Annotated in this window: 20 protein-coding genes and 1 pseudogene; 8 read left to right on the top strand and 13 right to left on the bottom strand. The window is 70.9% G+C overall.

Annotated elements, in window-relative coordinates:
* Window positions 1–292 (top strand): annotated as a pseudogene (locus QWJ90_RS13775) (ABC transporter ATP-binding protein); the annotation flags it as partial.
* Complete coding sequence (locus tag QWJ90_RS13770) at window positions 289–1020, top strand: hypothetical protein (protein WP_290108426.1); 732 nt, start codon at window positions 289–291, stop codon at window positions 1018–1020. The pseudogene QWJ90_RS13775 and the gene QWJ90_RS13770, both read left to right, overlap by 4 nt.
* Window positions 1021–1078: 58 nt before the next feature.
* Here the strand turns inward: QWJ90_RS13770 and QWJ90_RS13765 are convergent, their stop codons facing one another.
* The 3 genes from QWJ90_RS13765 to QWJ90_RS13755 all read right to left on the bottom strand — a co-directional run bounded on the left by QWJ90_RS13765 (window position 1079) and on the right by QWJ90_RS13755 (window position 4387).
* Window positions 1079–1381, bottom strand: a complete 303-nt coding sequence (locus QWJ90_RS13765; protein WP_290108430.1) for a chorismate mutase — start codon at window positions 1379–1381, stop codon at window positions 1079–1081.
* A gap of 42 nt (window positions 1382–1423) precedes the next feature.
* Complete coding sequence (locus QWJ90_RS13760) at window positions 1424–2824, bottom strand: lactonase family protein (RefSeq protein ID WP_290108425.1); 1401 nt, start codon at window positions 2822–2824, stop codon at window positions 1424–1426.
* A 279-nt stretch (window positions 2825–3103) separates the two neighbouring features.
* Entirely contained in the window at window positions 3104–4387 is a 1284-nt protein-coding gene (locus tag QWJ90_RS13755; RefSeq protein WP_290108423.1) for an adenylosuccinate synthase, read from the bottom strand.
* A gap of 225 nt (window positions 4388–4612) precedes the next feature.
* On the opposite strand from QWJ90_RS13755, the gene QWJ90_RS13750 reads away from it, so the two are divergent.
* From QWJ90_RS13750 to QWJ90_RS13740, 3 genes are all read left to right on the top strand, one after another.
* Window positions 4613–5965 carry a M20/M25/M40 family metallo-hydrolase gene (locus tag QWJ90_RS13750; protein ID WP_290108422.1) on the top strand — a complete coding sequence of 451 codons (1353 nt, stop codon included), beginning with the start codon at window positions 4613–4615 and terminating at the stop codon, window positions 5963–5965.
* A 291-nt stretch (window positions 5966–6256) separates the two neighbouring features.
* Entirely contained in the window at window positions 6257–7318 is a 1062-nt protein-coding gene (locus QWJ90_RS13745; RefSeq protein WP_290108421.1) for a D-cysteine desulfhydrase family protein, read from the top strand.
* 44 nt (window positions 7319–7362) lie between these two features.
* Window positions 7363–8100, top strand: a complete 738-nt coding sequence (locus tag QWJ90_RS13740) for a Pr6Pr family membrane protein (RefSeq protein WP_290108420.1) — start codon at window positions 7363–7365, stop codon at window positions 8098–8100.
* A gap of 50 nt (window positions 8101–8150) precedes the next feature.
* Here the strand turns inward: QWJ90_RS13740 and QWJ90_RS13735 are convergent, their stop codons facing one another.
* Window positions 8151–8861 carry a ZIP family metal transporter gene (locus tag QWJ90_RS13735; protein ID WP_290108419.1) on the bottom strand — a complete coding sequence of 237 codons (711 nt, stop codon included), beginning with the start codon at window positions 8859–8861 and terminating at the stop codon, window positions 8151–8153.
* 89 nt (window positions 8862–8950) lie between these two features.
* On the opposite strand from QWJ90_RS13735, the gene argG reads away from it, so the two are divergent.
* Both argG and QWJ90_RS13725 read left to right on the top strand, forming a co-directional pair.
* Complete coding sequence (argG, locus tag QWJ90_RS13730; protein WP_156242631.1) at window positions 8951–10369, top strand: argininosuccinate synthase; 1419 nt, start codon at window positions 8951–8953, stop codon at window positions 10367–10369.
* 436 nt (window positions 10370–10805) lie between these two features.
* Window positions 10806–13091 (top strand): immune inhibitor A domain-containing protein, encoded by a 2286-nt coding sequence (locus QWJ90_RS13725; protein WP_290108418.1) that lies wholly within the window; start codon window positions 10806–10808, stop codon window positions 13089–13091.
* 96 nt (window positions 13092–13187) lie between these two features.
* Here QWJ90_RS13725 and QWJ90_RS13720 read toward each other — a convergent pair whose 3' ends face one another.
* From QWJ90_RS13720 to QWJ90_RS13710, 3 genes are all read right to left on the bottom strand, one after another.
* Window positions 13188–13859, bottom strand: a complete 672-nt coding sequence (locus QWJ90_RS13720) for a methionine ABC transporter permease (RefSeq protein WP_290108415.1) — start codon at window positions 13857–13859, stop codon at window positions 13188–13190.
* Entirely contained in the window at window positions 13856–14887 is a 1032-nt protein-coding gene (locus QWJ90_RS13715) for a methionine ABC transporter ATP-binding protein (RefSeq protein ID WP_290108414.1), read from the bottom strand. Before QWJ90_RS13715 ends, QWJ90_RS13720 begins: the two co-directional genes overlap by 4 nt.
* Before the next feature lie 74 nt (window positions 14888–14961).
* Window positions 14962–15879, bottom strand: coding sequence for a MetQ/NlpA family ABC transporter substrate-binding protein (locus QWJ90_RS13710; RefSeq protein ID WP_290108413.1), 918 nt, complete (start codon window positions 15877–15879; stop codon window positions 14962–14964).
* 227 nt (window positions 15880–16106) lie between these two features.
* On the opposite strand from QWJ90_RS13710, the gene ald reads away from it, so the two are divergent.
* Window positions 16107–17204 carry an alanine dehydrogenase gene (gene ald, locus QWJ90_RS13705; protein ID WP_290108412.1) on the top strand — a complete coding sequence of 366 codons (1098 nt, stop codon included), beginning with the start codon at window positions 16107–16109 and terminating at the stop codon, window positions 17202–17204.
* 9 nt (window positions 17205–17213) lie between these two features.
* Here ald and mnhG read toward each other — a convergent pair whose 3' ends face one another.
* Genes mnhG through QWJ90_RS13675 form a run of 6 tightly spaced genes read right to left on the bottom strand, consistent with a single transcriptional unit; the run spans window position 17214 to window position 23442 of the window.
* Window positions 17214–17567 (bottom strand): monovalent cation/H(+) antiporter subunit G, encoded by a 354-nt coding sequence (mnhG, locus tag QWJ90_RS13700; protein WP_290108411.1) that lies wholly within the window; start codon window positions 17565–17567, stop codon window positions 17214–17216.
* Window positions 17564–17830 carry a monovalent cation/H+ antiporter complex subunit F gene (locus tag QWJ90_RS13695; RefSeq protein ID WP_290108410.1) on the bottom strand — a complete coding sequence of 89 codons (267 nt, stop codon included), beginning with the start codon at window positions 17828–17830 and terminating at the stop codon, window positions 17564–17566. Before QWJ90_RS13695 ends, mnhG begins: the two co-directional genes overlap by 4 nt.
* Entirely contained in the window at window positions 17827–18417 is a 591-nt protein-coding gene (locus QWJ90_RS13690; protein WP_290108409.1) for a Na+/H+ antiporter subunit E, read from the bottom strand. Before QWJ90_RS13690 ends, QWJ90_RS13695 begins: the two co-directional genes overlap by 4 nt.
* Window positions 18414–19970 carry a Na+/H+ antiporter subunit D gene (locus QWJ90_RS13685; protein WP_290108408.1) on the bottom strand — a complete coding sequence of 519 codons (1557 nt, stop codon included), beginning with the start codon at window positions 19968–19970 and terminating at the stop codon, window positions 18414–18416. Before QWJ90_RS13685 ends, QWJ90_RS13690 begins: the two co-directional genes overlap by 4 nt.
* On the bottom strand, window positions 19967–20518 hold the full coding sequence (locus QWJ90_RS13680) for an NADH-quinone oxidoreductase subunit K (protein ID WP_290108407.1): 552 nt from the start codon (window positions 20516–20518) through the stop codon (window positions 19967–19969). Before QWJ90_RS13680 ends, QWJ90_RS13685 begins: the two co-directional genes overlap by 4 nt.
* Window positions 20515–23442, bottom strand: coding sequence for a Na+/H+ antiporter subunit A (locus QWJ90_RS13675; protein ID WP_290108406.1), 2928 nt, complete (start codon window positions 23440–23442; stop codon window positions 20515–20517). Before QWJ90_RS13675 ends, QWJ90_RS13680 begins: the two co-directional genes overlap by 4 nt.
* Window positions 23443–23517: the final 75 nt, after the last annotated feature.

Genomic DNA, 23517 nt, shown 5'->3' with positions numbered 1-23517 from the left:
CATCATCATGGACGAGTCCACCGACGACGCGCGCGCCCAGGCGACGAACATCGTCGGCGATGCGTCCGCGGTGGCGACGGCCATCCGGGGGCGCGAGGTCATCCACCGCGAGAGCCTCGGCAGGGTGACGTCCGCGACGTTCATCGGCCGACTCGACGACGCCGAGCGCGCCGCCCTCTCCGCCGCGGGGCTCGACCTCGCGCCCGTCTCGCTGCAGCAGCTCATCGTGCGCCGCACGCAGCACTCCACCGGCGACCTCTCGTCGTCATCCCCCGAAGGAGCACTCCGATGACCGCCATCGCCGCCGGTCCCGCCACTCCGCGCGGCCGCATCCTCAACGTCGTGCGTCTGCAGTTCGTCAACACGCAGACGTTCATCTGGGTCCCGCTGCTGGTCCTCGGCGGATCGTGGATCCTCTCGCTGCTGATCTTCTGGCTCATCAGCGGCGCCGCCGGCCCCGAGGCGTACAAGGTGGCCGGCGCCGCGCAGGCCCCGCTGTGGTACTTCCTCGTCATCGGCGTCTACGCCCTGACGCTGTCGTTCCCGTTCTCGCAGGCGATGAGCCTCACGCGACGCGAGTTCTACCTCGGCACCCTGGTGGCCGCGGCGCTCAGCGCGCTCGCGCTGTCGCTCATCTTCCTCGCGCTCGGCCTGTTCGAGCAGGCGACGGACGGCTACGGCATGACCGGGTACTACGCCTACCTCCCCTGGATGTGGGAGGCGGGACCGGCCGCTGCGACGCTGACGTACTTCGTCGCGACGATGCTGGTCTTCGTGCTCGGATTCTGGGCCGCGACGATCTACAAGCGCTTCGGCACGCTGATCTTCACCGCGACCCTGTTCGCCATCGGCCTCGCCCTTCTGGGCCTCATCGCCCTCGCGACGTGGCAGGAGGCGTGGCCGGATGTCTGGCGCTGGTTCGCCGAGACCGGAGCCCTCGGGCTCACGCTCTGGGCCATCCCGGTCGTGGTCCTGCTCGCGGGAGGTTCCTACCTCACCCTGCGCCGCATGCCGGCGTAGGCCGAGCGGATGGCGAGAGCCGCTTCCCGGAAGGGAGGCGGCTCTGCGCGTGCTCGCGTCAGCCCTGGCGCTGCTCCGCGGCCGCGGTGTGGTGGCGGATGACCTCCGCCACGACGAAGTTGAACCACTTCTCCGCGAACTCCGGGTCGAGGTGCGCGGCTTCGGCGAGCGCACGCAGCCGGGCGACCTGCTGCTCCTCGCGCTTCGGGTCGGAGGCGGGGAGGTCGTGCTCGGCCTTCAGCTGCCCGACCTGCTGCGTGCAGCGGAAGCGCTCGGCGAGCATGTAGACGAGCGCGGCGTCGATGTTGTCGATGCTGGCCCGCAGGCGCAGCAGCTCGGCGCGGGCTTCCTCGTCGTTCATGCTCATGGGTTCGAGAGTACCGGCGCGGCCATCCGCTCCGCGTCAGCGCGTCGGGAGCAGGTGCGTGGGCGATCCGACCGCCAGCCGATGCCGCGGGCGGGCGGGAACGCCGGTGCGCGTGTCGAGCGGCAGCGAGACGATCTCGTTCGATCCCTGGCCGGCGACGAGCAGGGCGTCGCGTCCGACGAAGTGATGGCGGGGCGTGGCGACGCCGGCTTCGACGAGGGCGACCTGATCGAGCACCCCGCCGTCGCCGCGCACCCGCAGCACGGCGATCGTGTCGCTGCCGCGGAGCCCCGCGTACAGGGACTCGCCGTCGCGCGAGCGGGCGATCTCCGCTCCGGTGTCGCCGGGAAGCGAGGCGCGGGAAGCCGGGGTTCCGCTCTGCAGCGCCCACCGGCCATCCGGTCGGCGAGCGAGGACGAAGATCTCGCCCGAGAACTCGGTGAGCACGTAGAGGTAGCCGCTCGGGTGCAGGACCATGTGGCGCGGGCCGGTGCCGAACGGCAGCACGACCTCGTGGTGCGGCACGAGGCCCCGAGGCGAGTCGCGCCAGAAGCGCACGAGGTCGTAGCCGAGGTCGGTCGTCGCGACGAGCCCGCCGGGAAGGAACAGCGCCGCGTGCGCGCGGGATGGCCGCGGCTCGGATGGCCGAGGCTCGGATGGCGCGGGCGCCGCGCTGTGCAGGATGTCGCCTTCGCGCCCGTGGGCGGCCTGCAGGATCCCGCGCACCGCGGGGTCGTCGAACGGGTCGGCGGCACCCTGGCCGAGGGCGGCGAGGAGACCGGCGAGGCCGTCGTCGGCTTCGTTGCCGGCCAGCATCGCGGCGATGCGGGAGGGGTCGGCGTCGCCGTCGACGAGGGCGCGGAGGTCCATCGCTCCGGACCAGTCCGTGCGCTCGGTCTCGCCCGCGAGGAGGGCGGCGATCTCGGTGGGGTCGGCGCCCTGCCGCAGGAGGTCCTGGGCGTCGACGGTGCCCTCGCCCTCGAGCGCGGCGGCGAGGTCGGGCTCCGGCGCGGTGGCGTACGGATCCGCGGCGGCCTCGCCGAGGCTCGGGGCGCCGAGCGACCCGTCGGCACGCAGCGGAACGTGCACGACCCTGCCGTCGCCCCAGCACGAGGCGACGAGGTGCGAGCCGTCGTCGGCGACCGCGATGTGGCAGACCGCAGCGCCGGCCTCGACAGCGTCGCCGTGACGGGCGAGGGACGCTTCGCCGGTGCGGGCGAACGCGGTGACGCGGCCATCCGCCTCGAGCGCGGCATAGACGACGTCCCGGTTCGGGTGCGCGGCGAGCCACGAGGGCGATTCCGCCGGCGTGGCGAGCCCGCGGTGGGCGAGCATGCCGCCCGACAGGGTCGACTCCGCCTCCCCCGCCGTGACGAGCGAGATGCCCTCGGACTCCCCGCCCTGGGCAGGGCCCCATCCGCCGATCCAGAACTTCATGGGTTCATCATCTCCCGGTCAGGGCCCGCCACACCGCCAGGCGCGTGTGGGACGGGGTGGACGTGTCCGGGCGCGAGGCTGCCGCCCATCCGCCGGCCAGACGATGTCGTCTCACCCACTCGACACGGAAAACCGCGTCCTACGGTGTGGCGTCGGTGAGACGACATCGTCTGACGAGGGGGAACCCCACGCCGGCCTCTCGACGCGGCCTCTCGACGCGGCCTCGCGACCCGGGGGCGCCGGCGCCGCCCGCCGCCCGCCGCCCGCCGCCGCGCGACCTCAGACGAGGTCGTGGCGCACGATCACCTGGTCGCGGCCGGGGCCCACGCCGATGACCGAGATGCGGGTGCCGCTCATCTCCTCGAGCGCGAGGACGTAGTCCTGCGCGTTCTGCGGCAGGTCCGCGAAGGTGCGGGCGCCGGAGATGTCCTCGCTCCAGCCCGCGTAGTGCTCGAGGATCGGCTTCGCGTGGTGGAAGTCGGTCTGGTTCACCGGCACCTCGTCGAAGCGCTCGCCCGCGACGTCGTACGCCACGCACACCGGGATCTGCTCGAGCCCGGTGAGGATGTCGAGCTTCGTCAGCACGAGGTCGGTGATGCCGTTGATGCGGGTGGCGTAGCGCGTGATCGGCGCGTCGTACCAGCCGACGCGACGCGGGCGGCCCGTGGTGGTGCCGAACTCGAAGCCCGCCGCACGCAGCCAGTCACCCTGCTCGTCGAAGAGCTCGGTGGGGAAGGGGCCGGAGCCGACGCGCGTCGTGTACGCCTTCACGATGCCGACGATGCGGTCGAGGCGCCCGGGCCCGACTCCCGATCCGGTCGCGGCGCCGCCCGCGGTCGCCGACGACGACGTGACGAACGGATAGGTGCCGTGGTCGATGTCGAGCATCGTCGCCTGCCCGCCCTCGAAGACGACGACCTCGCCCGCGTCGAGCGCCTGATTGAGGAGCAGCCCGGTGTCGCACACGAGCGGCTTCAGCCGGTCGGCGTAGGAGAGCAGGTCTTCGACGACCTCGTCGACGGTCGAGCCGCGGCGGTTGAAGACCTTCACGAGCAGGTGGTTCTTCTGCTCGAGGGCGCCCTCGACCTTCTGGCGCAGGATGCTCTCGTCGAACAGGTCCTGCACGCGGATGCCGACGCGGTTGATCTTGTCCGCGTACGCGGGGCCGATGCCGCGGCCGGTGGTGCCGATCTGGCGCTTGCCGAGGAAGCGCTCGGTGACCTTGTCGAGCGTGCGGTGGTACTGCGTGATGATGTGCGCGTTGGCGGAGACCCGCAGCTTCGACACGTCGATGCCGCGGGCGGCGAGCGCGTCGAGCTCGGCGAAGAGCACCTCGAGGTCGATGACGACGCCGTTGCCGATCACCGGGTTCACACCGGGGCTGAGGATGCCCGAGGGCAGCAGGTGCAGCGCGTACTTCTCATCGCCGATGACGACGGTGTGGCCCGCGTTGTTGCCGCCGTTGAACTTGACGACCCAGTCCGTCCGCTCGCCGAGCAGGTCGGTCGCCTTGCCCTTGCCCTCGTCGCCCCACTGGACGCCCACGATCACGATGCCCGGCATGGAATACCTCCTGGGTCGTTGTGCCCGACGGCCCGACACGAGCCCCGGAGGAGTCGCACGATCACCGCGCCGCTCTCCCCGGCCATCCTATCGGCGGGCCGACGCGCCACCGCAGCACCGCCATCCGGCGTCATGCAGCCCTCGAAACGCGGCGTTCTCCGATACCGTCGAGGAGATGCGCACGAGGGAGATCGATCGGCAGCCGACGCGGATGGCGGTGGCCGCATGAGCGTGCCCCTCGGTCAGCAGACGGCGCGGCTTCTCCAGGAGATGATCCGCAACGCCGCGGTCAACGACGGGTCACCCGATTCCGGGCACGAGATCCGCCAGGTGCGCACCCTGCAGGCGTTCTTCGAGGGCTCCGGGCTGGACGGCATCGTCGTGGAGCCGCACCCCGGGCGCGGCAGCCTCATCATCCGCATCCCCGGCACCGACCCGCACGCGCCGTCGCTCGCGCTGCTCGGTCACACCGACGTCGTGCCCGTCGAATCGGCCGGATGGGACCGCGACCCGTTCGGCGGCGAGATCATCGACGGCGTGATGTGGGGCCGCGGCGCCATCGACATGCTGAACCTCACCGCCGCGTACGCCGTGGTGACCCGCGAGATCGCGCGGCAGGGGTTCCGGCCCCGCGGCGACCTCGTCTTCGCCGCGGTGGCCGATGAGGAGAACGGCGGAGTCTACGGCGCCGGGTGGCTGACCGAGCACCGCCTGGATCTCATCGACGCGGACTACGTCCTCACCGAGTCCGGCGGTGCACCCGCCGGAAGCCGGCCATCCATCGGCGTGATGATCGGCGAGAAGGGACAGGCGCAGCGCACGCTGCGCGTCACCGGCGTGCCCGGCCACGGCTCCGCGCCCTGGGGCTCGCGGAATGCCGCCGTCATCGCGGCCGAGGCCATCGCCCGCATCGCGCGCTTCCGCACGCCCACGGTGATCACGCCGCAGTGGCGCGCGTACGCGGAAGCGCTCGAGCTCGACCCCGACACGACCGCGGCGCTGCAGAGCCCCGAGCGGCTGTTCGAGGGACTCCCGGAGACGGGCCTGCTGCAGGGCTTCGCACACGCCTCGACGCACACGACCATCTCGCCGAACGTCTTCCATGCGGGCGAGAAGCACAACGTCATCCCCGGCGAGGCGACCGTGCAGCTCGACATCCGCGTGCTGCCCGGCGTCTCCCCCGACGACGTCGAGGGCTACCTGCGCGAGGCGCTCGGCGATCTGCTCGAGCACGTGCAGATCGAGGGCGACCAGTTCGTCGACTCCACGGTCTCCCCGACGAACACGCCCCTCTTCGGCGTGCTGCGCGAGGCGGTCCGCCGCGCCCGCCCGGCGGCGGACCTGCTGCCGATGCTGGCCGCGGGCGGCACCGACGGGCGCTTCTACCGCCTGCGGGGCGTGCCCGCCTACGGCTTCGGCGTGCTGAGCGATCGCTGGGACTACGGCACGTTCCGCACGCTCTTCCACGGCCACAACGAGCGGATCGATCTCGAATCGCTCGATCTCACGGTCGACGCGCTGAACCACGTGGTGCGGGAGTTCCTCGGCCGCGACCACGGCGTGCGCGTGAAGCGGTGAGTTCCGACTGCGTTCACCTCAGACGTCGCCGTTCACGACCGGATCGATGGCGACCGCCGCGATCACGACGACGAACGGCACTGCGACGAACAGCTGCAAGATGATGTCCCACATGACGACCTCTCTTCCCGGGCGCGTTCTGCGACCTGCCACTCACTGAAGCCGGCGAACCGAGGAGCGTTCTCGGTCGCCGCGATCAGCGGGCTGCGAGATTCCTGGGCGAAGGCGTTCAGCGGCGTCAGCGTGATCTGAAGGGCGCTCGCTCTGCCGGGTCGCCCTATGCTGGCCGACATGAGCGTCGACGAGCTTCTCGACCCGCTGTTCCTCGAGGTCACGGACCCCGCGATCCGCGACCTGCGCACGCTGCGCGAGGACCTCGCCGTCACGCCGACGCCCCTGCAGCCGCTGGACCGGCTGCGCGATCACCTCGGCGGCGGCCCGCGCCTCTGGATCAAGCGGGACGACCTGACGGGGCTCGCGCTCGGCGGCAACAAGACGCGCAAGCTCGAGTACCTTCTCGCCGACGCCCGCGCGCAGCGGGCCGACGTGCTCGTCACGGTGGGCGCCGGCCAATCGAATCACGCCAGGCAGACCGCTGCCGCCGCCGCGCGCGCAGGTCTCGAAGCCGTGCTCGTGCTGCGAGTTCCTCAGGACGCGACGCCCGAGTATCGGACGTCGGGCAACATCCTCCTCGATCGCGCCCTCGGCGCCGAGGTCGTGCTCGTGGAGGAGAGCGCCGACGACCCGCACCCGGAACTCGCCGCGGCCGACGCCGTCGTCGCGCAGCTGCGCGCGGACGGCCTGCGCCCCTACCTCATCCCGACCGGTGGATCGACCGCGATCGGCGCGCTCGGCTACGTCGAGTCGTACGCCGAGATCGTCACCGCCGCCACCGCCTTCACCGAGATCGTCTTCGCCAACGGCAGCGCGGGCACCCAGGCCGGTCTCCTCGCCGGTCGCGACCTGCTCCCCGACGCTGGGCGCCCGCGCATCCACGGTGTCGCGGTGTCTCCCGAGGCCGACGAGCTCGCGGCCGCGGCGACGGCGATCGCCGGCGAGACGCTGTCGTTCTTCGGGCGAGAGCTGTCCGAGCCGGCCGAGGTCGACGACGGGCACGTCGGACCGGCCTACGGCGCCCTCACCGAGGAGGCGGCCGAGGCCATCCGTCTGTTCGGCCGCACCGAGGGCATCCTGCTCGACCCGGTCTACACGGGCAAGGCCGCGGCGGCCCTGCTGCGTCGCATTCGCTCCGGGGCATACAGCGGCGACGAGGACGTGCTGTTCCTGCACACGGGAGGCGCCCCCGCGCTGTTCGCCCACGCTCCGGCGCTCACCGCCGCATTCACGGTCTGATCGGGTGTGCAGACCATCGGACGCGAGCGGCTAGAGTCGGAAAAATGACAGCAGCCGCGACCACGAGCGCGGTCAGGAAGACCCCCTCCCGCAGGTGGACGAACGCGTGGCAGATCGCCCGCGTCGTCATCGCCGTGGGCCTCGTGTCTGCCATGACCGTGCAGCTCGTCAGGACCATCGAAGACGCGCACTCGCGAGGGCCGGTGTTCGCGTCCCACATCCCGACGATCGTGGTGAACTTCTTCAGCTACTTCACGATCGAGTCGAACCTGGCGGCGGCCATCCTGTTCGTCGTCGCAGCGGCATGGGCCTGGCGGCATGGACACGGGGCGGCGCAGGAGCCGGCCTGGATCTCCACGCTGTTCGCATGCGTCTCGACGTACATGATCACGACGGGGCTCGTGTACAACGTGCTGCTGCGACCCATCGAGAATCCGGACACGCGCATCGGATGGGCCAACGAGCTGCTGCACGTCATCTGTCCGCTGTTCCTGCTGCTGGACGCGCTGATCGCGCCGCACCGGCGGCCCGTGCCCTGGCGGGTGATCCCCGCGATCGTGTCGTATCCGCTGGTGTGGGCGGTGTACACGCTCATCCGCGCGAACTACGTGAGCGACCCGGTCACCGGCACCGCGTGGTGGTACCCGTACCCCTTCCTCGACCCGAACCTGCAAGGCGGATTCGGCGGCGTGGTGTTCTACATCGTCGCAATCGCGATCGGCATCTGCGTCGTGGGCGCCGGGGTCATCTGGGCCTTCCGTCGACGCGGTCCCGCCGAGTAGAGCGGATGGCGACGGCCGTCTAGAGCGGATGGCCGCGGCCATCCCTCCGGTCAACCCGCGAACGCGAGCGCGGCGGCTCCCGCGAACCCGAGCACCGTGGCGAGGCCGGTGACGTCCTTCGCGCGCTCCTGGGCCTCCGGCACCATCGAGTCGACGAGCATGACGAGCAGCGCTCCCGCGGCGAAGCCGCTGGCTCCCGCTCGGACCCCCGCGGTGGCGACGTCGGCGAGGAGGAAGCCGACGACCGTCGCCGCGGCGCAGACGACGGCGACTCCGCCCCACAGAGTCAGCACCCGCGCGCGAGACGTCCCCGCGTCGCGCATCTCCGAGGCCGATCCGATCGATTCCGGCAGGTTCGACACGACGATCGCGAGGACGAGCGCGACGCTGACGCCCTCCCCCGCGGCCAGGCCGATGCCGAGCACCAGCTGCTCGGGGATGCCGTCCAGCAGCGCCCCGATCGCGAGCGGTGCGCCGGCCGCACCGGAGCCGCCGCGACGACGCGTCCACCGATCGACGACGCGGTCGGCGAGGAAGTAGGCGAGGGCGCCCGCGGCGACGCCGATGGCGAGCGCGACCGGCCCGCCGACGCGCAGCCCCTCCTCCCACAGCTCGTAGGCGATCGAGGCGATGAGCGCACCCGCGCCGAAGCCGAGGACCACGCCCAGCAGCCGGGGCGGCCAGCTCCTGACGCCCGCCAGCACGGCTCCCACGATCAGCGGCGCAGCGCCGACGACTCCCCACAGCACGCTCTCCCACATGATCCCCACTCTCGCGCATGGGAACAGGGGCGAGGGCGGCGAGAGGCACGGTGACGGGCGCGGCGTGGCGCGCATCTAGGATGGAACCCATGTCGAAGGTCCTGGAATCCCTCCCCGTCGGCGAGCGCGTCGGCATCGCCTTCTCCGGGGGTCTCGACACCTCCGTCGCGGTCGCGTGGATGCGTGACAAGGGCGCTGTCCCGTTCACCTACACCGGCGACCTCGGCCAGCCCGACGAGGACGACATCGAGTCGATCCCCGGCCGCGCCCTCGCGTACGGCGCCGAGGCCTCGCGCCTCATCGACTGCAAGCCGCTGCTCGTGGAGGAGGGCCTGTCGGCCCTCGCGTGCGGCGCCTTCCACATCCGCTCCGCCGGCCGCACCTACTTCAACACCACGCCGATCGGGCGCGCCGTCACCGGCACCCTGCTCGTGCGGGCGATGAAGGAGGACGGCGTCGACATCTGGGGCGACGGCTCCACCTACAAGGGCAACGACATCGAGCGGTTCTACCGCTACGGCCTGCTCGCCAACCCGCGCCTGCGCATCTACAAGCCGTGGCTCGACGCGCAGTTCGTCGCCGAGCTCGGCGGGCGCAAGGAGATGAGCGAGTGGCTCGTCGCTCATGACTACCCCTACCGCGACTCCGCGGAGAAGGCGTACTCCACCGACGCGAACATCTGGGGCGCGACGCACGAGGCGAAGACCCTCGAGGAGCTCGACGTCTCGCTCGAGACCGTCGAGCCCATCATGGGCGTGCGCTTCTGGGATCCGTCGGTCGAGATCGAGACCGAGGACGTCACCGTCACGTTCGAGGCCGGCCGCCCTGTCGCCCTCAACGGCCAGGAGTTCAGCGACCCGGTCGCGCTCGTCTTCGAGGCCAACCGCATCGGCGGTCGCCACGGCCTCGGCATGAGCGACCAGATCGAGAACCGCATCATCGAGGCGAAGTCGCGCGGCATCTACGAGGCGCCGGGCATGGCCCTGCTCTTCATCGCCTACGAGCGTCTCGTCAACGCCATCCTCAACGAGGACACCCTCGCGACGTACCACGAGCAGGGTCGCCGCCTCGGCCGCCTCATGTACGAGGGCCGTTGGCTCGAGCCGCAGTCGCTCATGCTGCGCGAGTCCATCCAGAAGTGGGTCGGCTCGACAATCACCGGCACCGTGACGCTGCGCCTGCGCCGCGGCGAGGACTACACGATCCTCGCGACGGATGGCCAGGGCCTGTCGTACGCGGCCGAGAAGCTCTCGATGGAGCGGGTCGGCGACGCGGCCTTCGGCCCCACCGACCGCATCGGCCAGCTCACCATGCGCAACCTCGACATCGCGGACTCGCGCTCGCGCCTGGAGGGCTACGTGTCGCGCGGCCTCATCGGCGGCACGACCGGCGAGCTCATCGGGGCCCTCGAGAAGGGCGAGGCCGACGAGATCAGCGCCGGCGGCGAGCACGACGAGGCGCTGGACGCCGCTGGCGAGTCCGCCGCGTTCGACACCGGCACCGACTGACGCGTTCCCACGAAGGGCGGCCCCTCTCCGGAGGCGCCGCCCTTCGTCGTCCCCGTTCGGTGGTGCGGAAGTCGGCCATCCCGCCCGCATAGGGCGAGTTCGGCACCGCCGAAATTCGGGCCCTTCCATTCGGTGGTGCGGAAGTGCGCGATACGGGCCGTATAACGACAGTTCGGCACCGCCGAAATCCCGGCCCTCTGATTCGATGGTGCGGAAGTGCCCGATGCGGGCCAGATAACGCCAGTTCCGCACCACCGGAGCCGGAGCGCGCCCGTCACGCTGCCACCTTCTTCGACACGCGATGTCGACCTTGCGCGATCTCGCTGCTGTGAATGTAATGTGAGCGCACCGCGAAGACCCCGGGAGTCGCATTGCGACCGCCGGCCGCGGCCTCCGACGATCACAGCGGTCGCCGGTATCCACCACCGGAGGAACAGTGAAGACACGCATCACCTGCGCGCTCGGCACGGCAGCGATCCTGCTGGCCGGCACGCTCCTGGCTCCCACCGCCGCGTCCGCGGCTCCGGCCCCCGTCGAAGGCGCACAGGCCGACGAGCAGAGCCACAACCGCCCCGATCCCCTCGCCGAGAAGCGCACGGCCACGAAGCAGAAGGCCGCTGAGCTCGTGGCGACGGGGAAGGCCGAGGTCAAGAGCAAGGGCCAGGGCGAGCACAAGAGCAAGGTCGTCGAGCTGAAGCCCGGCGAGTACGTCGAGTACGGCACCGCCGAGACCGCCCAGCTCTTCACGATCCTCGTGGAGTTCGGCGACACCGTCGACCCGCGCTTCCCCGATGCGCCCGCCGGGCCCGTCCACAACGAGATCCCCGAGCCGTCCGCGGAGGACAACTCCACCTACTGGCTCCCGGACTTCTCCACGGAGCACTACGAGGACATGTTCTTCGGCGAGGGCGAGTCGATGCGGGGCGTGTACGACGAGATGTCGTCGGGGCGCTTCGACCTCGAGGGCGGCGTCTCCGACTGGGTGCGCGTGGCGAACAACGAGGCGTCGTACGGCCAGACCGAGTCCGCCGACGACATGACGCGCTTCATCCAGGACACCGCGAACGCCTGGTACGACGCGCAGGTCGCTGCGGGTAAGACTCGCGACCAGATCGTCGCCGAGCTTCAGAGCTACGACGTCTGGGACCGCTACGACGCGGACGGCGACGGGATCATCAACGAGCCCGACGGCTACATCGACCACTTCCAGGCGCTGCACGCGGGCGAAGGAGAAGAGGCCGGCGCTCCGGAGTCATCGATCTGGTCTCACCGCTGGGCGGCGGGCCAGGATGGCCTCGGCGAGCGCGGGCCATCGGCCTACCTCCCGCTCGGCGGCGTGCAGATCGGCGACAGCGACATCTGGATCCGCGACTACACCACCGAGCCCGAGAACGGCGGCCTCGGCGTCTTCGCGCACGAGTTCGGCCATGACCTGGGTCTCCCCGATTACTACGACACCGCGGGCGGCGACAACGGCACCGCGTACTGGACCCTGATGAGCTCGGGCTCGTGGCTCGGCCACGGCGACGGCGCCATCGGCACCACCCCGAACCACATGGGCCCGAACGAGAAGCTGTTCCTGGGCTGGCTCGACTACGAGCTGGTGGAGCGCGGCGCGAGTGAGAGCGTCGACCTCGGCCCGTCCTTCCACGCCAGCACGCGCGGCGCCCAGGCGGCGATCGTGGACCTGCCCGAGGGCGAGAAGTTCATCGAGGTCGGCGACGCCGCGGAGGGCAGCAAGCAGCTGTTCTCCGGCTCCGGCGACAACCTCGACAACACCGCCACCAGCCCCGCCTTCACCGTGCCGGCGGAGGGCGCGCTCACGGCGCAGGTGAACTACGACATCGAGCAGGACTGGGACTACGCCTACCTCGAGGTGTCGACAGACGGCTCCACCTGGACCCCCGTGCAGACGAACCTCTCGACGAGTGACGACCCGAACGGGCAGAACGCGGGCTTCGGCATCACCGGCGCCACCGACGGATGGACCGCGCTCACCGCCGACCTGTCCGCCTACGCCGGCCAGACCGCGCAGGTGCGCTTCCGGTACTGGACCGACGTCGCAGCGACGCACCCGGGCTTCCGGGTCGACGATATCGCCGTGGGCGACGCGCTCACGACGGATGACGGCGCGAGCGACTGGACGCTGGACGGCTTCAGCGTGATCGAGGGCGGCGGCTACCTGCAGCCGTACAGCCACTTCTACATCGCCGAGAACCGCGCCTACGGCGGGTACGACGAGGTGCTGCGGACCGGTCCGTACAACTTCGGTTGGCCGCTCACGAGCCCCGACCAGGTCGAGCACTTCCCCTACCAGGACGGACTGCTCATCTGGTACGTCAACAGCCTGTACGCCGACAACAACACCTCGGCGCACCCCGGCGGCGGCCAGGCTCTGCCGGTCGACGCGCGCGCGAAGGCGCTCACGTGGTCCGACGGCACGATCGCGCGCAACCGCATCCAGGCGTTCGACGCGACCTTCGGCAGCCAGAAGACCGATCCGATCTCGCTGCACCGCGAGACCGAGGCCGGCATGACGACGCTGACCGTGCCCGCGCAGAAGGCGATCCGGGTGTTCGACGACACCGACCCCAACGCCTACTACGACGCCGCGAACCCGCAGAACTCGGTGATCGTCGGCGGCACCGGCACGACGATCGAGGTCAAGGGCGCCAACAAGAACAAGGGCACCATGACCGTGCAGGTCGACGCGGCCAGCTGAGCGCGGCAGCAGAGAAGCGGATGGCCGCGTCCCCGGTTCCGGGGGCGCGGCCATCCGCTTTCTCCGCACTGCTCCCGCGGGAACGGGAGGCGCACGTCAGCGACGGAGGATGCGCCGCGCGATCGTGTTGCCGAGTGCCTGGACGATCTGCGTCACGATGATGATGACGACGAGCGCGCTCACCGTCACGACCCAGTCGAACTGGCGGTAGCCGTACGCGATGGCGTAGTTGCCGAGGCCGGTGCCGCCGATCATGCCCGCCACGGCCGACATGTCGATGATGGCGATCGTGGCGAAGGTGTAACCGAGCACGAGGGGGCCGAGCCCCTCGGGCAGGATGACGGTGAGGATGATGCGCCACGGCCCGGCACCCGTGGAGCGCGCGGCCTCGATCACGCCGGTGTCGACCGTGACGAGGTTCTGCTCCACGATGCGCGCGATGCCGAAGGTGGCGGCGATGGAGATCGCGAAGATCACCGCCTCGTTGCCGATGCCCCTGCCGACGATCGCGCGCGCCAGGGGCTGCAGCGCCGCGATGAAGATGATGAACGGGATGGGCCGGAACGTGTTCACGAAGACGTTCAGCACCCAGTAGACGGCCGGCTGCTGCAGCACTCCTCCGCGGCGGGTGACGGTGACGGCCGTGCCGATGATGAGCCCGGCGATGCCGCCGATGACGAGCGCCGCGGCGACCAGCCACAGCATGATCCCGGTCTGCTCGAGGAGATCGGGGTAGATGTCGCCGACCTCGTCGATGATGTCGCTCATGCCGCCACCTCCGCCACGGTCACGCCCTGGCCCACCTCGGCGAGCGCGTCGCGCACCGCCCGCTCATCGCCGCGCACGGCGATCGTGAGGAGACCGTAGACGCGGCCCTGGATGTCGTCGACCCCGCCGTGCACGAGATTGAAGTCCGCGCCCGCGCGCGCGAGCGCACCGAACACGCGCGCCTCCGTGGCGCCTTCGTCGGTGAACGAGATGGTGAAGAAGCGGCCGTCGTGCTGGGCGCGGAGCGCCGCGAGCGCGTCGCCGTCGGGCAGCGCGCGGACGACCGTGCGCACGAAGCGCTGGGCGGTCTCCGTCTGCGGCCGCGTGAACACGTCGTACGTCTGCCCGGCCTCCACGACGCGGCCGCGCTCCATGACGGCGACCTTGTTCGCGATGCGGGCGATGACGTCCATCTCGTGCGTGATGACGACGATGGTGATGCCGAGCTCGCGGTTCACGCGCCGCAGCAGGTCGAGCACCTCGTCGGTGGTCTCCGGGTCGAGCGCGCTGGTCGCCTCGTCGGCGAGGAGGATGCCGGGGTTCGCGGCGAGCGCGCGGGCGATCCCGACCCGCTGCTGCTGGCCGCCGGAGAGCTGCTCGGGATACGCGCCGGCCTTGTCGGCGAGCCCGACGAAGTCGAGCAGCTCCGCGACCCGCTTCGTCCGCTCGGCCCTGGCCATCCGCCCCACCTCGAGCGGATACGCGACGTTGCCGCTGATCGTCCGCGAGCGCAGCAGGTTGAACCGCTGGAAGATCATGCCGATCCCCTGCCGCACCTCGCGCAGGCGCCGCTCGGGGATGGCCGTGATGTCGGTGCCGTCGACGTCGATCGATCCCGCGCTCACCGGCTCGAGCCCGTTGATGAGCCGCACGAGCGTCGACTTGCCCGCGCCCGAGTACCCGATGATGCCGAAGACGTCGCCGCGCTCGATCTCGAGGGAGACGCCGTCGACGGCGACCACGGGATCACCGCCCCGTCGCGGCGGCGGATAGCTCTTCGTGACGTCGGAGATCGTGATGTGCGGCATATGTCCTCGGCTCGGTGGAAACGCGATACGCGGGCGGCCTCGGCCACCCGCGTATCGTACCCGCTGGGGTCGTGTCAGCCGGCGTTCTCCGCCTGCTCCTGGACCTCGGCCAGCGACGACTGGAGGTCCTCCTTGGGCGTCTGCACGAACTCGGCGGTGCCGCTCGCGGCCTCCTGGGCGCCGTCGAGCACGTCCTGGTTGGTCTGGTAGATCTCGACGAGCTTGTTCAGCACCTCGTCGTCGACGTCCTCGGCGCGGGTGGCGAAGATGTTGATGTACGGGAACGCCGACGGGTCGGCCGGGTCGTCCGACGCGATCGCGTCGTCACCCGTGAGGCCCGCGTTCTGCAGGAAGTCGTTGTTGATGATCGCCGCGGCGACATCGGGCAGCGACGTGGGGATGAGCGAGGCGTCGAGGCCCTCGACCTTCACACGCGAGGAGTCCTCGATGTCGTCGAGCGTCGAGAACGGGCTGCCGCCGTCCTTCAGCTCGATGAGACCCGCCGACTGCAGCACGAGCAGGCCGCGGGCCTGGTTCGTGGTGTCGTTGGGGACGATGACCGTCTCGCCGTCGGGGATGTCCGCGACGTCCTCGTACTTGTCGGAGTACAGGCTGAGCGGGTAGATCGCCGTGGAGCCGATGGGCTGCAGGTCGTCGCCGGCGGCGTTGTTGTAGTCGGCGAGGTAGAGGATGTGCTGGAACTGGTTCATGTCCAGCTCGCCCTCGCTGAGCGCGGGGTTCGGCTGCGTGTACTCGGTGAAGTCCACGAGGTCGACGTAGATGCCCTCTTCCTCGGCCGCGTCGACGAAGACGTCCCAGTACGGCTCGCTCGCGCCGACGACGCCGAGCTGGACGGGCTGCGACTCGCTGCCGCGCTCGTCGGATGCGGTCGATGCGCCGGCGTCGGCGTCGCCGCCGTCGGATGCGCAGCCCGCGACGGCCAGGAGGCCGACCGCGAAGATGGGGGCCAGGGTGCGGATGCGGAATGCCATGTGAAGCTCCTCGAGTGCAGGGATTCCACGGTAGGCAGAGCGGCCGCCGTGACGCGAACCGAGCGACACAGTATGCAACACCTGCGCCCTTCCGGTTCGCCAGTGCGGGCGAGCCGCTTCCGGCCCGATCGCCGTGTCGCCCGCACTGGCGAACGGCTGACAACGGCGGGCGATCCTGCCACGATCGAGGGGATGGCCCACGAAGCCCGTTCGTCGAAGGAGACACCATGCGCATCGGCATCCCGACCGAGATCAAGAACAACGAGAACCGGGTGGCGCTCACCCCGGCGGGGGCGGATGCCCTCGCGCAGCGCGGGCACGAGGTGCTCGTGCAGGCCGGCGCCGGAACGGGTTCGCACTTCTCCGACGACGACTTCCGCGCAGCCGGCGCCCGCATCGTCGCCGACGCCGCCGAGGTCTGGGGCGACGCGGAGCTGCTCGTGAAGGTGAAGGAGCCCGTCGCGTCGGAGTACGGCCACCTGCGCGACGACCTCACGCTGTTCGCCTATCTGCACCTCGCCGCAGACCAGCCGCTCACCGAGGCGCTCATGGCGGCGGGCACGACCGCCGTGGCGTACGAGACCGTGCAGCTCGCGGACCGGTCGCTGCCGCTCCTCACTCCCATGAGCGAGGTCGCCGGTCGGCTCTCGATCGCCGTCGGCGCCTACCACCTCACCCGGCCGCAGGGCGGGCGAGGCATGCTGCTCGGCGGCATCGCCGGCACTCCCCGCGCGCAGGTGGTCGTCATCGGCGGCGGTGTCGCGGGCGAGCACGCGGCGGCGAGCGCGCTCGGCTTCGGCGCGCAGGTCACCGTCATCGACGTGAACCTCGCGCGCCTCCGCGAGCTCGAGCACCGCTACGGCGGCGCCCTGCAGACCCGGCACTCCACGCGCTACGCCGTCGCGGAGGCGTTGCAGGGCGCCGACCTCGTCATCGGCTCGGTCCTCATCCCGGGGGCCGCGGCGCCCAAGCTCGTGACCGACGAGATGGTCGCGACGATGAAGCCCGGATCGGTGCTCGTCGACATCGCCATCGACCAGGGCGGCTGCTTCGAGGGCTCGCACCCCACCACGCACGACGACCCGACCTTCCCCGTGCACGACGCGGTCTACTACTGCGTCGCGAACATGCCCGGAGCGGTGCCGGAGACGTCGACCCGCTCGCTGACGAACGCGACGCTGCCCTACGTCGGCGCGATCGCCGACCGCGGCTGGGATGGAGCGGCCGAGGCCGACCCCGCCCTCGCGAAGGGGCTCAACGTGCGCGCGGGCGCGGTCACGAACGCCGGCGTCGCGGCCGCCTTCGGGTTCGAGCTCGCGAGCTGACGGCACCTCCTACGGGCGGCTGGCGTCCTCCGGACGGCCGGCGTCATCGGCCAGCTCGTCCGCCACGAGCGCGTCGACGTCGATCGTGCGGTTGCGGTACGCCTGCCGCCCCACCATGTGCGCCGACAGCGGCGCGGTCGCCATCTGGATGACGACGATCGGAACGAGCATCGCCACTGCGGCCCACGACCGCAGCGACAGCCCCGCGGCGATCGCGATGAGCAGCAGCCCCAGCACCTGGGGCTTCGTCGCGGCGTGCAGGCGCGAGGGCACGTCGCGGAAGCGCAGCAGGCCGATCGCGGCCGTCACGCACAGGACGGCGCCGATGAGGACGAGCACGAGCGCGATGGTGTCGATGATCATCGGTCCTGCTCCTTCCGCGCGACGAAGCGGGCGACGGCGATCGAGCCGAACACGCCGATCGCGGCGATGATGAGCATGATCGGCAGCGTCCGGGTGTGCTGGTTGATGACCGCCTCCGCGCCCAGCACGCACAGCACGGTCGTGAGCAGCACGTCGCTCGCGACCGCGCGGTCCAGGATCGACGGGCCCACGACCATCCGGACGATCGTGAGACCGGCCGCGATCGCGAAGAGGGCGAGGATGGCGATGACGAGCGGATTCATCGGGTCCCTTCCTGCGCGAGGCGCTGCTCGTACGCGGGAGCGCCCGAGCGGATGAGGGCGAGGTCGGCGCGGGAGCCCACCGCCCGCACGGCCCTGGCCTCCCAGCGGAGCGCGCTCTGACGCTGGTGCTCGACATCGTCCAGCGAGCGCACGCCGATGACGTGGAGATAGAGCACGCGGCGCTCGCGGTCGGCCTCGACGACGAGCGACCCGGGGATGAGCGAGGTCGCCACGGCGGTGTGCGCCATGACGAGGTCGTCGTCGGTGCGCAGCGGCACGCGGATGATCGCGACGCCCGGGTGCCCGGGCGTCACGGTCTGCCAGGCGACCGTGAGGGCGCCGCGGATGAGCGCCCCCAGGAAGACGACGACGAAGAGCAGGCCGTACCGCAGGCTCACGCGCCCCGACAGCTCCGCCGTCGGCAGGCGGAACACGGTGGTGACGAAGACGGCGATGACGAGGCCGGTGACGGCGGCGAGCACCGTGAACTGGCCCCACAGCAGCATCCAGAGCACGACGAGCCAGAGGAAGAACGGCAGCTGCGTCCACAGCTGGCGCAGTCTCTGCCGCGGGCTGTCCGGGCTCATGATTCGCCCTCCACGTCCTCGAGCTGGACGAGCGAGATCGGCTTGAGCAGCGACTGGCCGATGCGCTCGCAGACATCGTAGATCGGCCCCGCGAACACCGTCAGGCCGACCGTCACCGCCACCATGCCGATCGTCGCCGTCGACATGATGTGCGGGATGGCCCTGCGCTCGCTCTCGTCGTCGGCCGCGGGCGCGTCGGCGAGGTGCTGGATGCGCGCCTCGGTCTCGCTGGAGTCCTCCTCCTCGCGCCAGAAGGCGAGATTCCAGGCCCGCATGAGCGCGTAGAGCGTCAGCAGCGACGTGATGATGCCGGCGGCGATGACCGTGAACATGAGGGGCGTGCCCACGCGCGCTGCGGCTTCGAACAGGGCGTACTTGCCGATGAATCCGGAGAACGGCGGGAGGCCGCCGAGGTTCAGAGCGGGAATGAAGTAGAGCGCGGCCAGCAGCGGCGCCGCGGTGAACAGGCCCTTCACGCGCAGGATGGAGGTCGATCCGGCGCGGCGCTCGATGAGCCCCACGGCAAGGAACAGCGTCGTCTGGACCACGATGTGGTGGACCATGTAGTAGATCGTCGCGCCGACCGCCTCCTCGGTCGCGATCGCGAGGCCGAAGATCATGTAGCCGACGTGGCTCACGAGCGTGAACGACAGGATGCGCTTGAGCTCGGCCTGCGCGACGGCGCCGAGGATGCCCACGAGCATCGTCGCGAGCGCCACGATCAGCAGCGGCGTGTTCAGGTCGGACTCGTGGAACAGCTGCGTCTCGGTGCGGATGAGCGCGTAGACGCCGACCTTCGTCAGCAGTCCGGCGAACACCGCCGTCACCGGCGCGGGCGCCGTGGGATACGAGTCGGGCAGCCAGAACGACAGCGGGAAGACCGCGGCTTTGATCGCGAACGCGAGGACGAGCAGCACGTGGATGACGAGCTGCACGTCGGAGGGGAGCTCGACCATCCGCTCGGCGATCTGCGCCATGTTCACGGTGCCCAGGGCGCCGTAGATCACCGCGATCGACGACAGGAAGAGGATCGACGACACGAGCGAGACGACGATGTAGACGACGCCCGAGCGGATGCGCGCCTTGGTGCCGCCGAGCGTGATGAGCACATACGAGGCGACGAGGAGGATCTCGAAGCCGACGTAGAGGTTGAACAGGTCGCCCGCGATGAACGCGTTGAAGATGCCCGCCGCGAGGATGAGGTACGACGGGTGGAAGATCGACACCGGCGTCTCGTCGTCGCCGTCGGCCGCGCCCTGACCCACCGAGAACAGCAGCACCGCGAGGAGCACCGCGCTGGAGACCGCCACGAGCAGCGCCGCGAGCCGGTCGACGTACAGCACGATCCCGAAGGGCAGCGGCCATCCGGCGACCGACACCGCGAGCGGCGTGCCGAGGTCCACGGCGATGAGGAGCACGATGGCGAGCACGAACGTCACGCTGAGCGTGAGGATCGACACCGCCACCTGCAGGCTCCGACGGCGCCCGAAGATGAGCGTCAGCGCCGCCCCGAGGAGCGGGACGGTGACGAGGAGCGGGACGAGGTCGCTCACGGGGTGGGGTCTCCTCGGTCGTCGCGGTCGTCGCGCCCGCGACGCGGGCGGTCGACGGGGGCGTCGTCGTCGAGCGCGGGCGCATCGACGGCGTGCAGCAGCGTGATCGGCGAGGCGTCGACGCCGACGAAGTCGGTGACCGACTCGTCGCCGGTCTCGGCGTCCTCCTCCTCGGCCTCGAGCGCGTCCTCGGTCTCGATGGCGACCGCGCGCAGCGAGACGTCGGCCTCGTCGTCCTCGACCGTGTCGGCGCGGCCCAGCTGCCACGAGCGGTAGATGAGCGCGAGGAGGAACGCGCTCACGGCGAAGGTGATGACGATGGCCGTGAGCATGAGCGCCTGCGGGAGCGGGTCGCTCTGCCGCCCCTCGTCGCCGTGGAACGGCGAGACCCCGGGGTAGCCCATCACGGTGAGGAGGAGGAGGTTCGTGGCGTTGCCGAGGAGGAGGAAACCGATGAGCACGCGGGTGAGGCTGCGCTCGAGCATCGCGTAGACGCCGGCGGCGTAGAGCGCGGCCATGGTCGCGACGAGAGCGAACGAGGTGGTCATGTCGTCGTGCTCCCCTGCTCGGCGGCGGCGCGCCGCTCCTCGCGCAGCTGGCGGTCGACCTCGGCCCCGAGGCTGCGCAGCACGTCGAGCACGAGCCCGATGACGACGAGGTAGACGCCGATGTCGAAGATCGTGGAGGTGACGAACTCGACGTGGCCGAGCACCGGGAGATCGGCCTCCCAGACGCCACGCGTGAGCGGATCGAGCCCGAAGAGCATCGGCACCACGGCGGTGCCGACCGCGAGCACCATCCCGAACCCCAGCAGCTGACCGGCATCGCCGGGAGCTGCGACCCCCAGCTCGTACCGGCCGCCGGCGACGTACCGCATGACGAGGGCCATCCCCGCCACCAGGCCGCCGGCGAAGCCGCCTCCCGGCAGGTTGTGTCCGGCGAAGAGCAGGTACAGCGAGACCACGATGATCGTGTGGAAGAGGATGCGGACGATCATCTCGAGGAGGATCGAGCGCGACTGGGCGCTCATCCGCTGGCCGCCCACGAGCCATGCCCGCGGACGCTCGCGGTTGTCCGCGTTCTCCACCCGGATGCCGCCCGTGGTCTCCACGAGCAGGCGCCGACGGGCGGCTCGGCGCGCAGAGCGCGGCAGCCGACGCGCGATGCGGTGCAGCGAGTCCGCGCGGTCGGTGACGAAGACGAGCGACGCGACGCCGGTGGCGGCGAGGACGAGCACCGACAGCTCGCCCATCGTGTCCCAGCCGCGGAGGTCGACGAGGGCGACGTTGACGACGTTGCGGCCGTGGCCGATCTCGTACGCCAGCTCGCTCCACGCCGTCGAGACTGGCTCGTGGATGCGCGCGCTCGAGGCGATGACCGCGACCACCGCCATGGTGACCCCCACCGCGATCGCGAGGATGGCGCGGGCCACCGGCGCGACGGAGTCGTTGTGGGTGCCGAGGCGCGAGGGCAGCCGGCGCAGCACGAGCGTGAACGCGATGAGGGTGACCGACTCGACGAGCACCTGCGTGAGGGCGAGGTCGGGCGCCCCCTCGACGGCGAACAGCACGACCATCCCGAGCCCCGTGGCCGACACCAGCACGACGCCGGTGTAGCGCTTGCGCGCTCGGACGGCGAGGAATCCGGCCACGATCATGAGGGGCGCGAGCGCGAGCTGGACGGGATGCTGCCACGCGTCGAGCTCCGCGCGCCACTCCCCGCCCGCGAGGAGCACCGCGGCCTCGGCCGCGACGAGGACGACGAAGATCGTGCCGACGTACAGCGGCAGCGATCCGCGCTGGGTGAGCGACGTGACCGCGACCGAGAGCCGATCGATGCCGCGCGTGCTGGCGTAGTAGAGGTCGGCGGCCTGGAAGGGGAGGACGCGACCGCGGACGTCCCAGCGGGTGACGCCGACGAGCCAGAAGATCGCGGCACCGCCCGCGACCGTGACGAGCGACAGCAGCAGCGCCGGCTCCCATCCGTGCCAGAGCGCCAGGTGGTAGTGCCCCTCGCCGATCGCGGTGTCGGCGTAGTCGGCGAGCAGCGTGTCGAGCAGCGGCGCGAAGAGGCCGCCGGCGAGCGCGAGGGCGGCGAGCACGAGCGGCGAGGTGAGGAAGCCGATCGGCGGGTCGGGCCACGGCGTGTCCTCGCGGAGCCTGCCCTCGGGATCGCGCTTGGTCCAGAAGGCGCCCCACAGGAAGCGCAGGCCGTAGGCGAGGGTGAGTGCGGAGCCGATCACCACGCCGATGAGCGCGACGAGCGCCCACGCGCCACCCGCGAGCGCCTCGTCGATGAGGGCCGTGAACGCGGCCTCCTTCGCGACGAAGCCGAGCGTGGGCGGCAGCCCCGCCATGGTGGCGATCGCGACCATCGACATCGCCGCCATCGTGGGGGCCTGGCGGCCCACGCCGCTCAGTCTCCGGATGTCACGCGTGGAGAGCTGGCGGTCGATGACGCCGACGACGAGGAAGAGCGACGACTTGAACAGCGCGTGCGCCAGCAGCAGGGCGACCCCGGCGAGCGCGGTGTCGCGGCCGCCGTAGCCGATGATCGTCGAGATGAAGCCGAGCTGGCTCACCGTGCCGAAGGCGAGGATGCGCTTGAGGTCGGTCTCGCGCAGCGCCTGGGCGCCGCCGAGCAGCATCGTCAGGACGCCCAGCACGATGACGGTCGGGCGCCACGGCCCGGCCTCGGCGAAGGTCGGCGCGAAGCGCGCGAGGAGGTAGATGCCCGCCTTCACCATCGCCGCCGCGTGGAGGTAGGCGCTGACGGGCGTGGGCGCGGCCATCGCGCCGGGCAGCCAGAAGTGGAACGGGAAGAGCGCCGACTTGCTCACGGCGCCGACGAGGAGGAGCACGAGCGCGACGTCGACGAGGGCGCCGCTCGGCGCGAGCTCGAGGATGCGGGAGATGCTCGTCGTGCCGGTCTCGACGATGAGGATGACCATCCCGATGAACATCACGAGGCCGCCGAGGGTCGTGATGAGAAGGGCCTGCAGGGCCGCGCGGCGGCTGGCGGCGCGCGTGTGATAGTGCCCGATGAGGAGGTACGAGAGGATGCTCGTCACCTCCCAGAACATGACGAGCATGACCGCGTCGTCGGTGAGGACGAGTCCGTACATCGCTCCCGCGAAGGCGAGGAGCACCGCCGAGAACTGGCCGAGGCCGGCGTCCTTGCCGCGGAAGTACACGCGGCAGTACGCCATGACGAGCGTGCCGACGCCCGTGACGACCAGCGTCAGCAGCCAGCTGAGCGTGTCCATCCGCATCGAGATGACGATGTCGAGCGGACCGATCCAGCTGTATGACTCGAACGGAATGGAGCCGCCGCGCGGCGTGATCACGAGCGCGTGCACGAAGGCCGCGAGCGGGAAGAGCGCGCCGACCCAGAAGACCCGCGCCCCGAGCCACTTCGCGAGGACGGGGAGCAGAAGCGACCCGCCCGCGAACAACGCCAGGAGCACGAGCATGGCTTCTCCTCTGGCTCGTCGCACGCGGCGGGTCAGGTGGGGGTCGATCGCCATTCTACGGTGCGGCCCGCCCGT

Source organism: Microbacterium oryzae (genome assembly GCF_030406385.1).
Classification (GTDB): Bacteria; Actinomycetota; Actinomycetes; order Actinomycetales; family Microbacteriaceae; genus Microbacterium; species Microbacterium oryzae_A.
Note: the sequence above shows the minus strand (reverse complement) of the source record. Positions and strands in the feature narration are given on the sequence as shown.

What these genes read in the sequence shown, in the direction of transcription:
- QWJ90_RS13770 (WP_290108426.1), top strand. Translation starts at nt 289, where the DNA reads ATGACCGCCATCGCCGCCGGTCCCGCCACTCCGCGCGGCCGCATCCTC.
- QWJ90_RS13765 (WP_290108430.1), bottom strand. Translation starts at nt 1,381, where the DNA reads ATGAACGACGAGGAAGCCCGCGCCGAGCTGCTGCGCCTGCGGGCCAGC.
- QWJ90_RS13760 (WP_290108425.1), bottom strand. Translation starts at nt 2,824, where the DNA reads ATGAAGTTCTGGATCGGCGGATGGGGCCCTGCCCAGGGCGGGGAGTCC.
- QWJ90_RS13755 (WP_290108423.1), bottom strand. Translation starts at nt 4,387, where the DNA reads ATGCCGGGCATCGTGATCGTGGGCGTCCAGTGGGGCGACGAGGGCAAG.
- QWJ90_RS13750 (WP_290108422.1), top strand. Translation starts at nt 4,613, where the DNA reads ATGAGCGTGCCCCTCGGTCAGCAGACGGCGCGGCTTCTCCAGGAGATG.
- QWJ90_RS13745 (WP_290108421.1), top strand. Translation starts at nt 6,257, where the DNA reads ATGAGCGTCGACGAGCTTCTCGACCCGCTGTTCCTCGAGGTCACGGAC.
- QWJ90_RS13740 (WP_290108420.1), top strand. Translation starts at nt 7,363, where the DNA reads ATGACAGCAGCCGCGACCACGAGCGCGGTCAGGAAGACCCCCTCCCGC.
- QWJ90_RS13735 (WP_290108419.1), bottom strand. Translation starts at nt 8,861, where the DNA reads ATGTGGGAGAGCGTGCTGTGGGGAGTCGTCGGCGCTGCGCCGCTGATC.
- argG (WP_156242631.1), top strand. Translation starts at nt 8,951, where the DNA reads ATGTCGAAGGTCCTGGAATCCCTCCCCGTCGGCGAGCGCGTCGGCATC.
- QWJ90_RS13720 (WP_290108415.1), bottom strand. Translation starts at nt 13,859, where the DNA reads ATGAGCGACATCATCGACGAGGTCGGCGACATCTACCCCGATCTCCTC.
- QWJ90_RS13715 (WP_290108414.1), bottom strand. Translation starts at nt 14,887, where the DNA reads ATGCCGCACATCACGATCTCCGACGTCACGAAGAGCTATCCGCCGCCG.
- QWJ90_RS13710 (WP_290108413.1), bottom strand. Translation starts at nt 15,879, where the DNA reads ATGGCATTCCGCATCCGCACCCTGGCCCCCATCTTCGCGGTCGGCCTC.
- ald (WP_290108412.1), top strand. Translation starts at nt 16,107, where the DNA reads ATGCGCATCGGCATCCCGACCGAGATCAAGAACAACGAGAACCGGGTG.
- mnhG (WP_290108411.1), bottom strand. Translation starts at nt 17,567, where the DNA reads ATGATCATCGACACCATCGCGCTCGTGCTCGTCCTCATCGGCGCCGTC.
- QWJ90_RS13695 (WP_290108410.1), bottom strand. Translation starts at nt 17,830, where the DNA reads ATGAATCCGCTCGTCATCGCCATCCTCGCCCTCTTCGCGATCGCGGCC.
- QWJ90_RS13690 (WP_290108409.1), bottom strand. Translation starts at nt 18,417, where the DNA reads ATGAGCCCGGACAGCCCGCGGCAGAGACTGCGCCAGCTGTGGACGCAG.
- QWJ90_RS13680 (WP_290108407.1), bottom strand. Translation starts at nt 20,518, where the DNA reads ATGACCACCTCGTTCGCTCTCGTCGCGACCATGGCCGCGCTCTACGCC.
- QWJ90_RS13675 (WP_290108406.1), bottom strand. Translation starts at nt 23,442, where the DNA reads ATGCTCGTGCTCCTGGCGTTGTTCGCGGGCGGGTCGCTTCTGCTCCCC.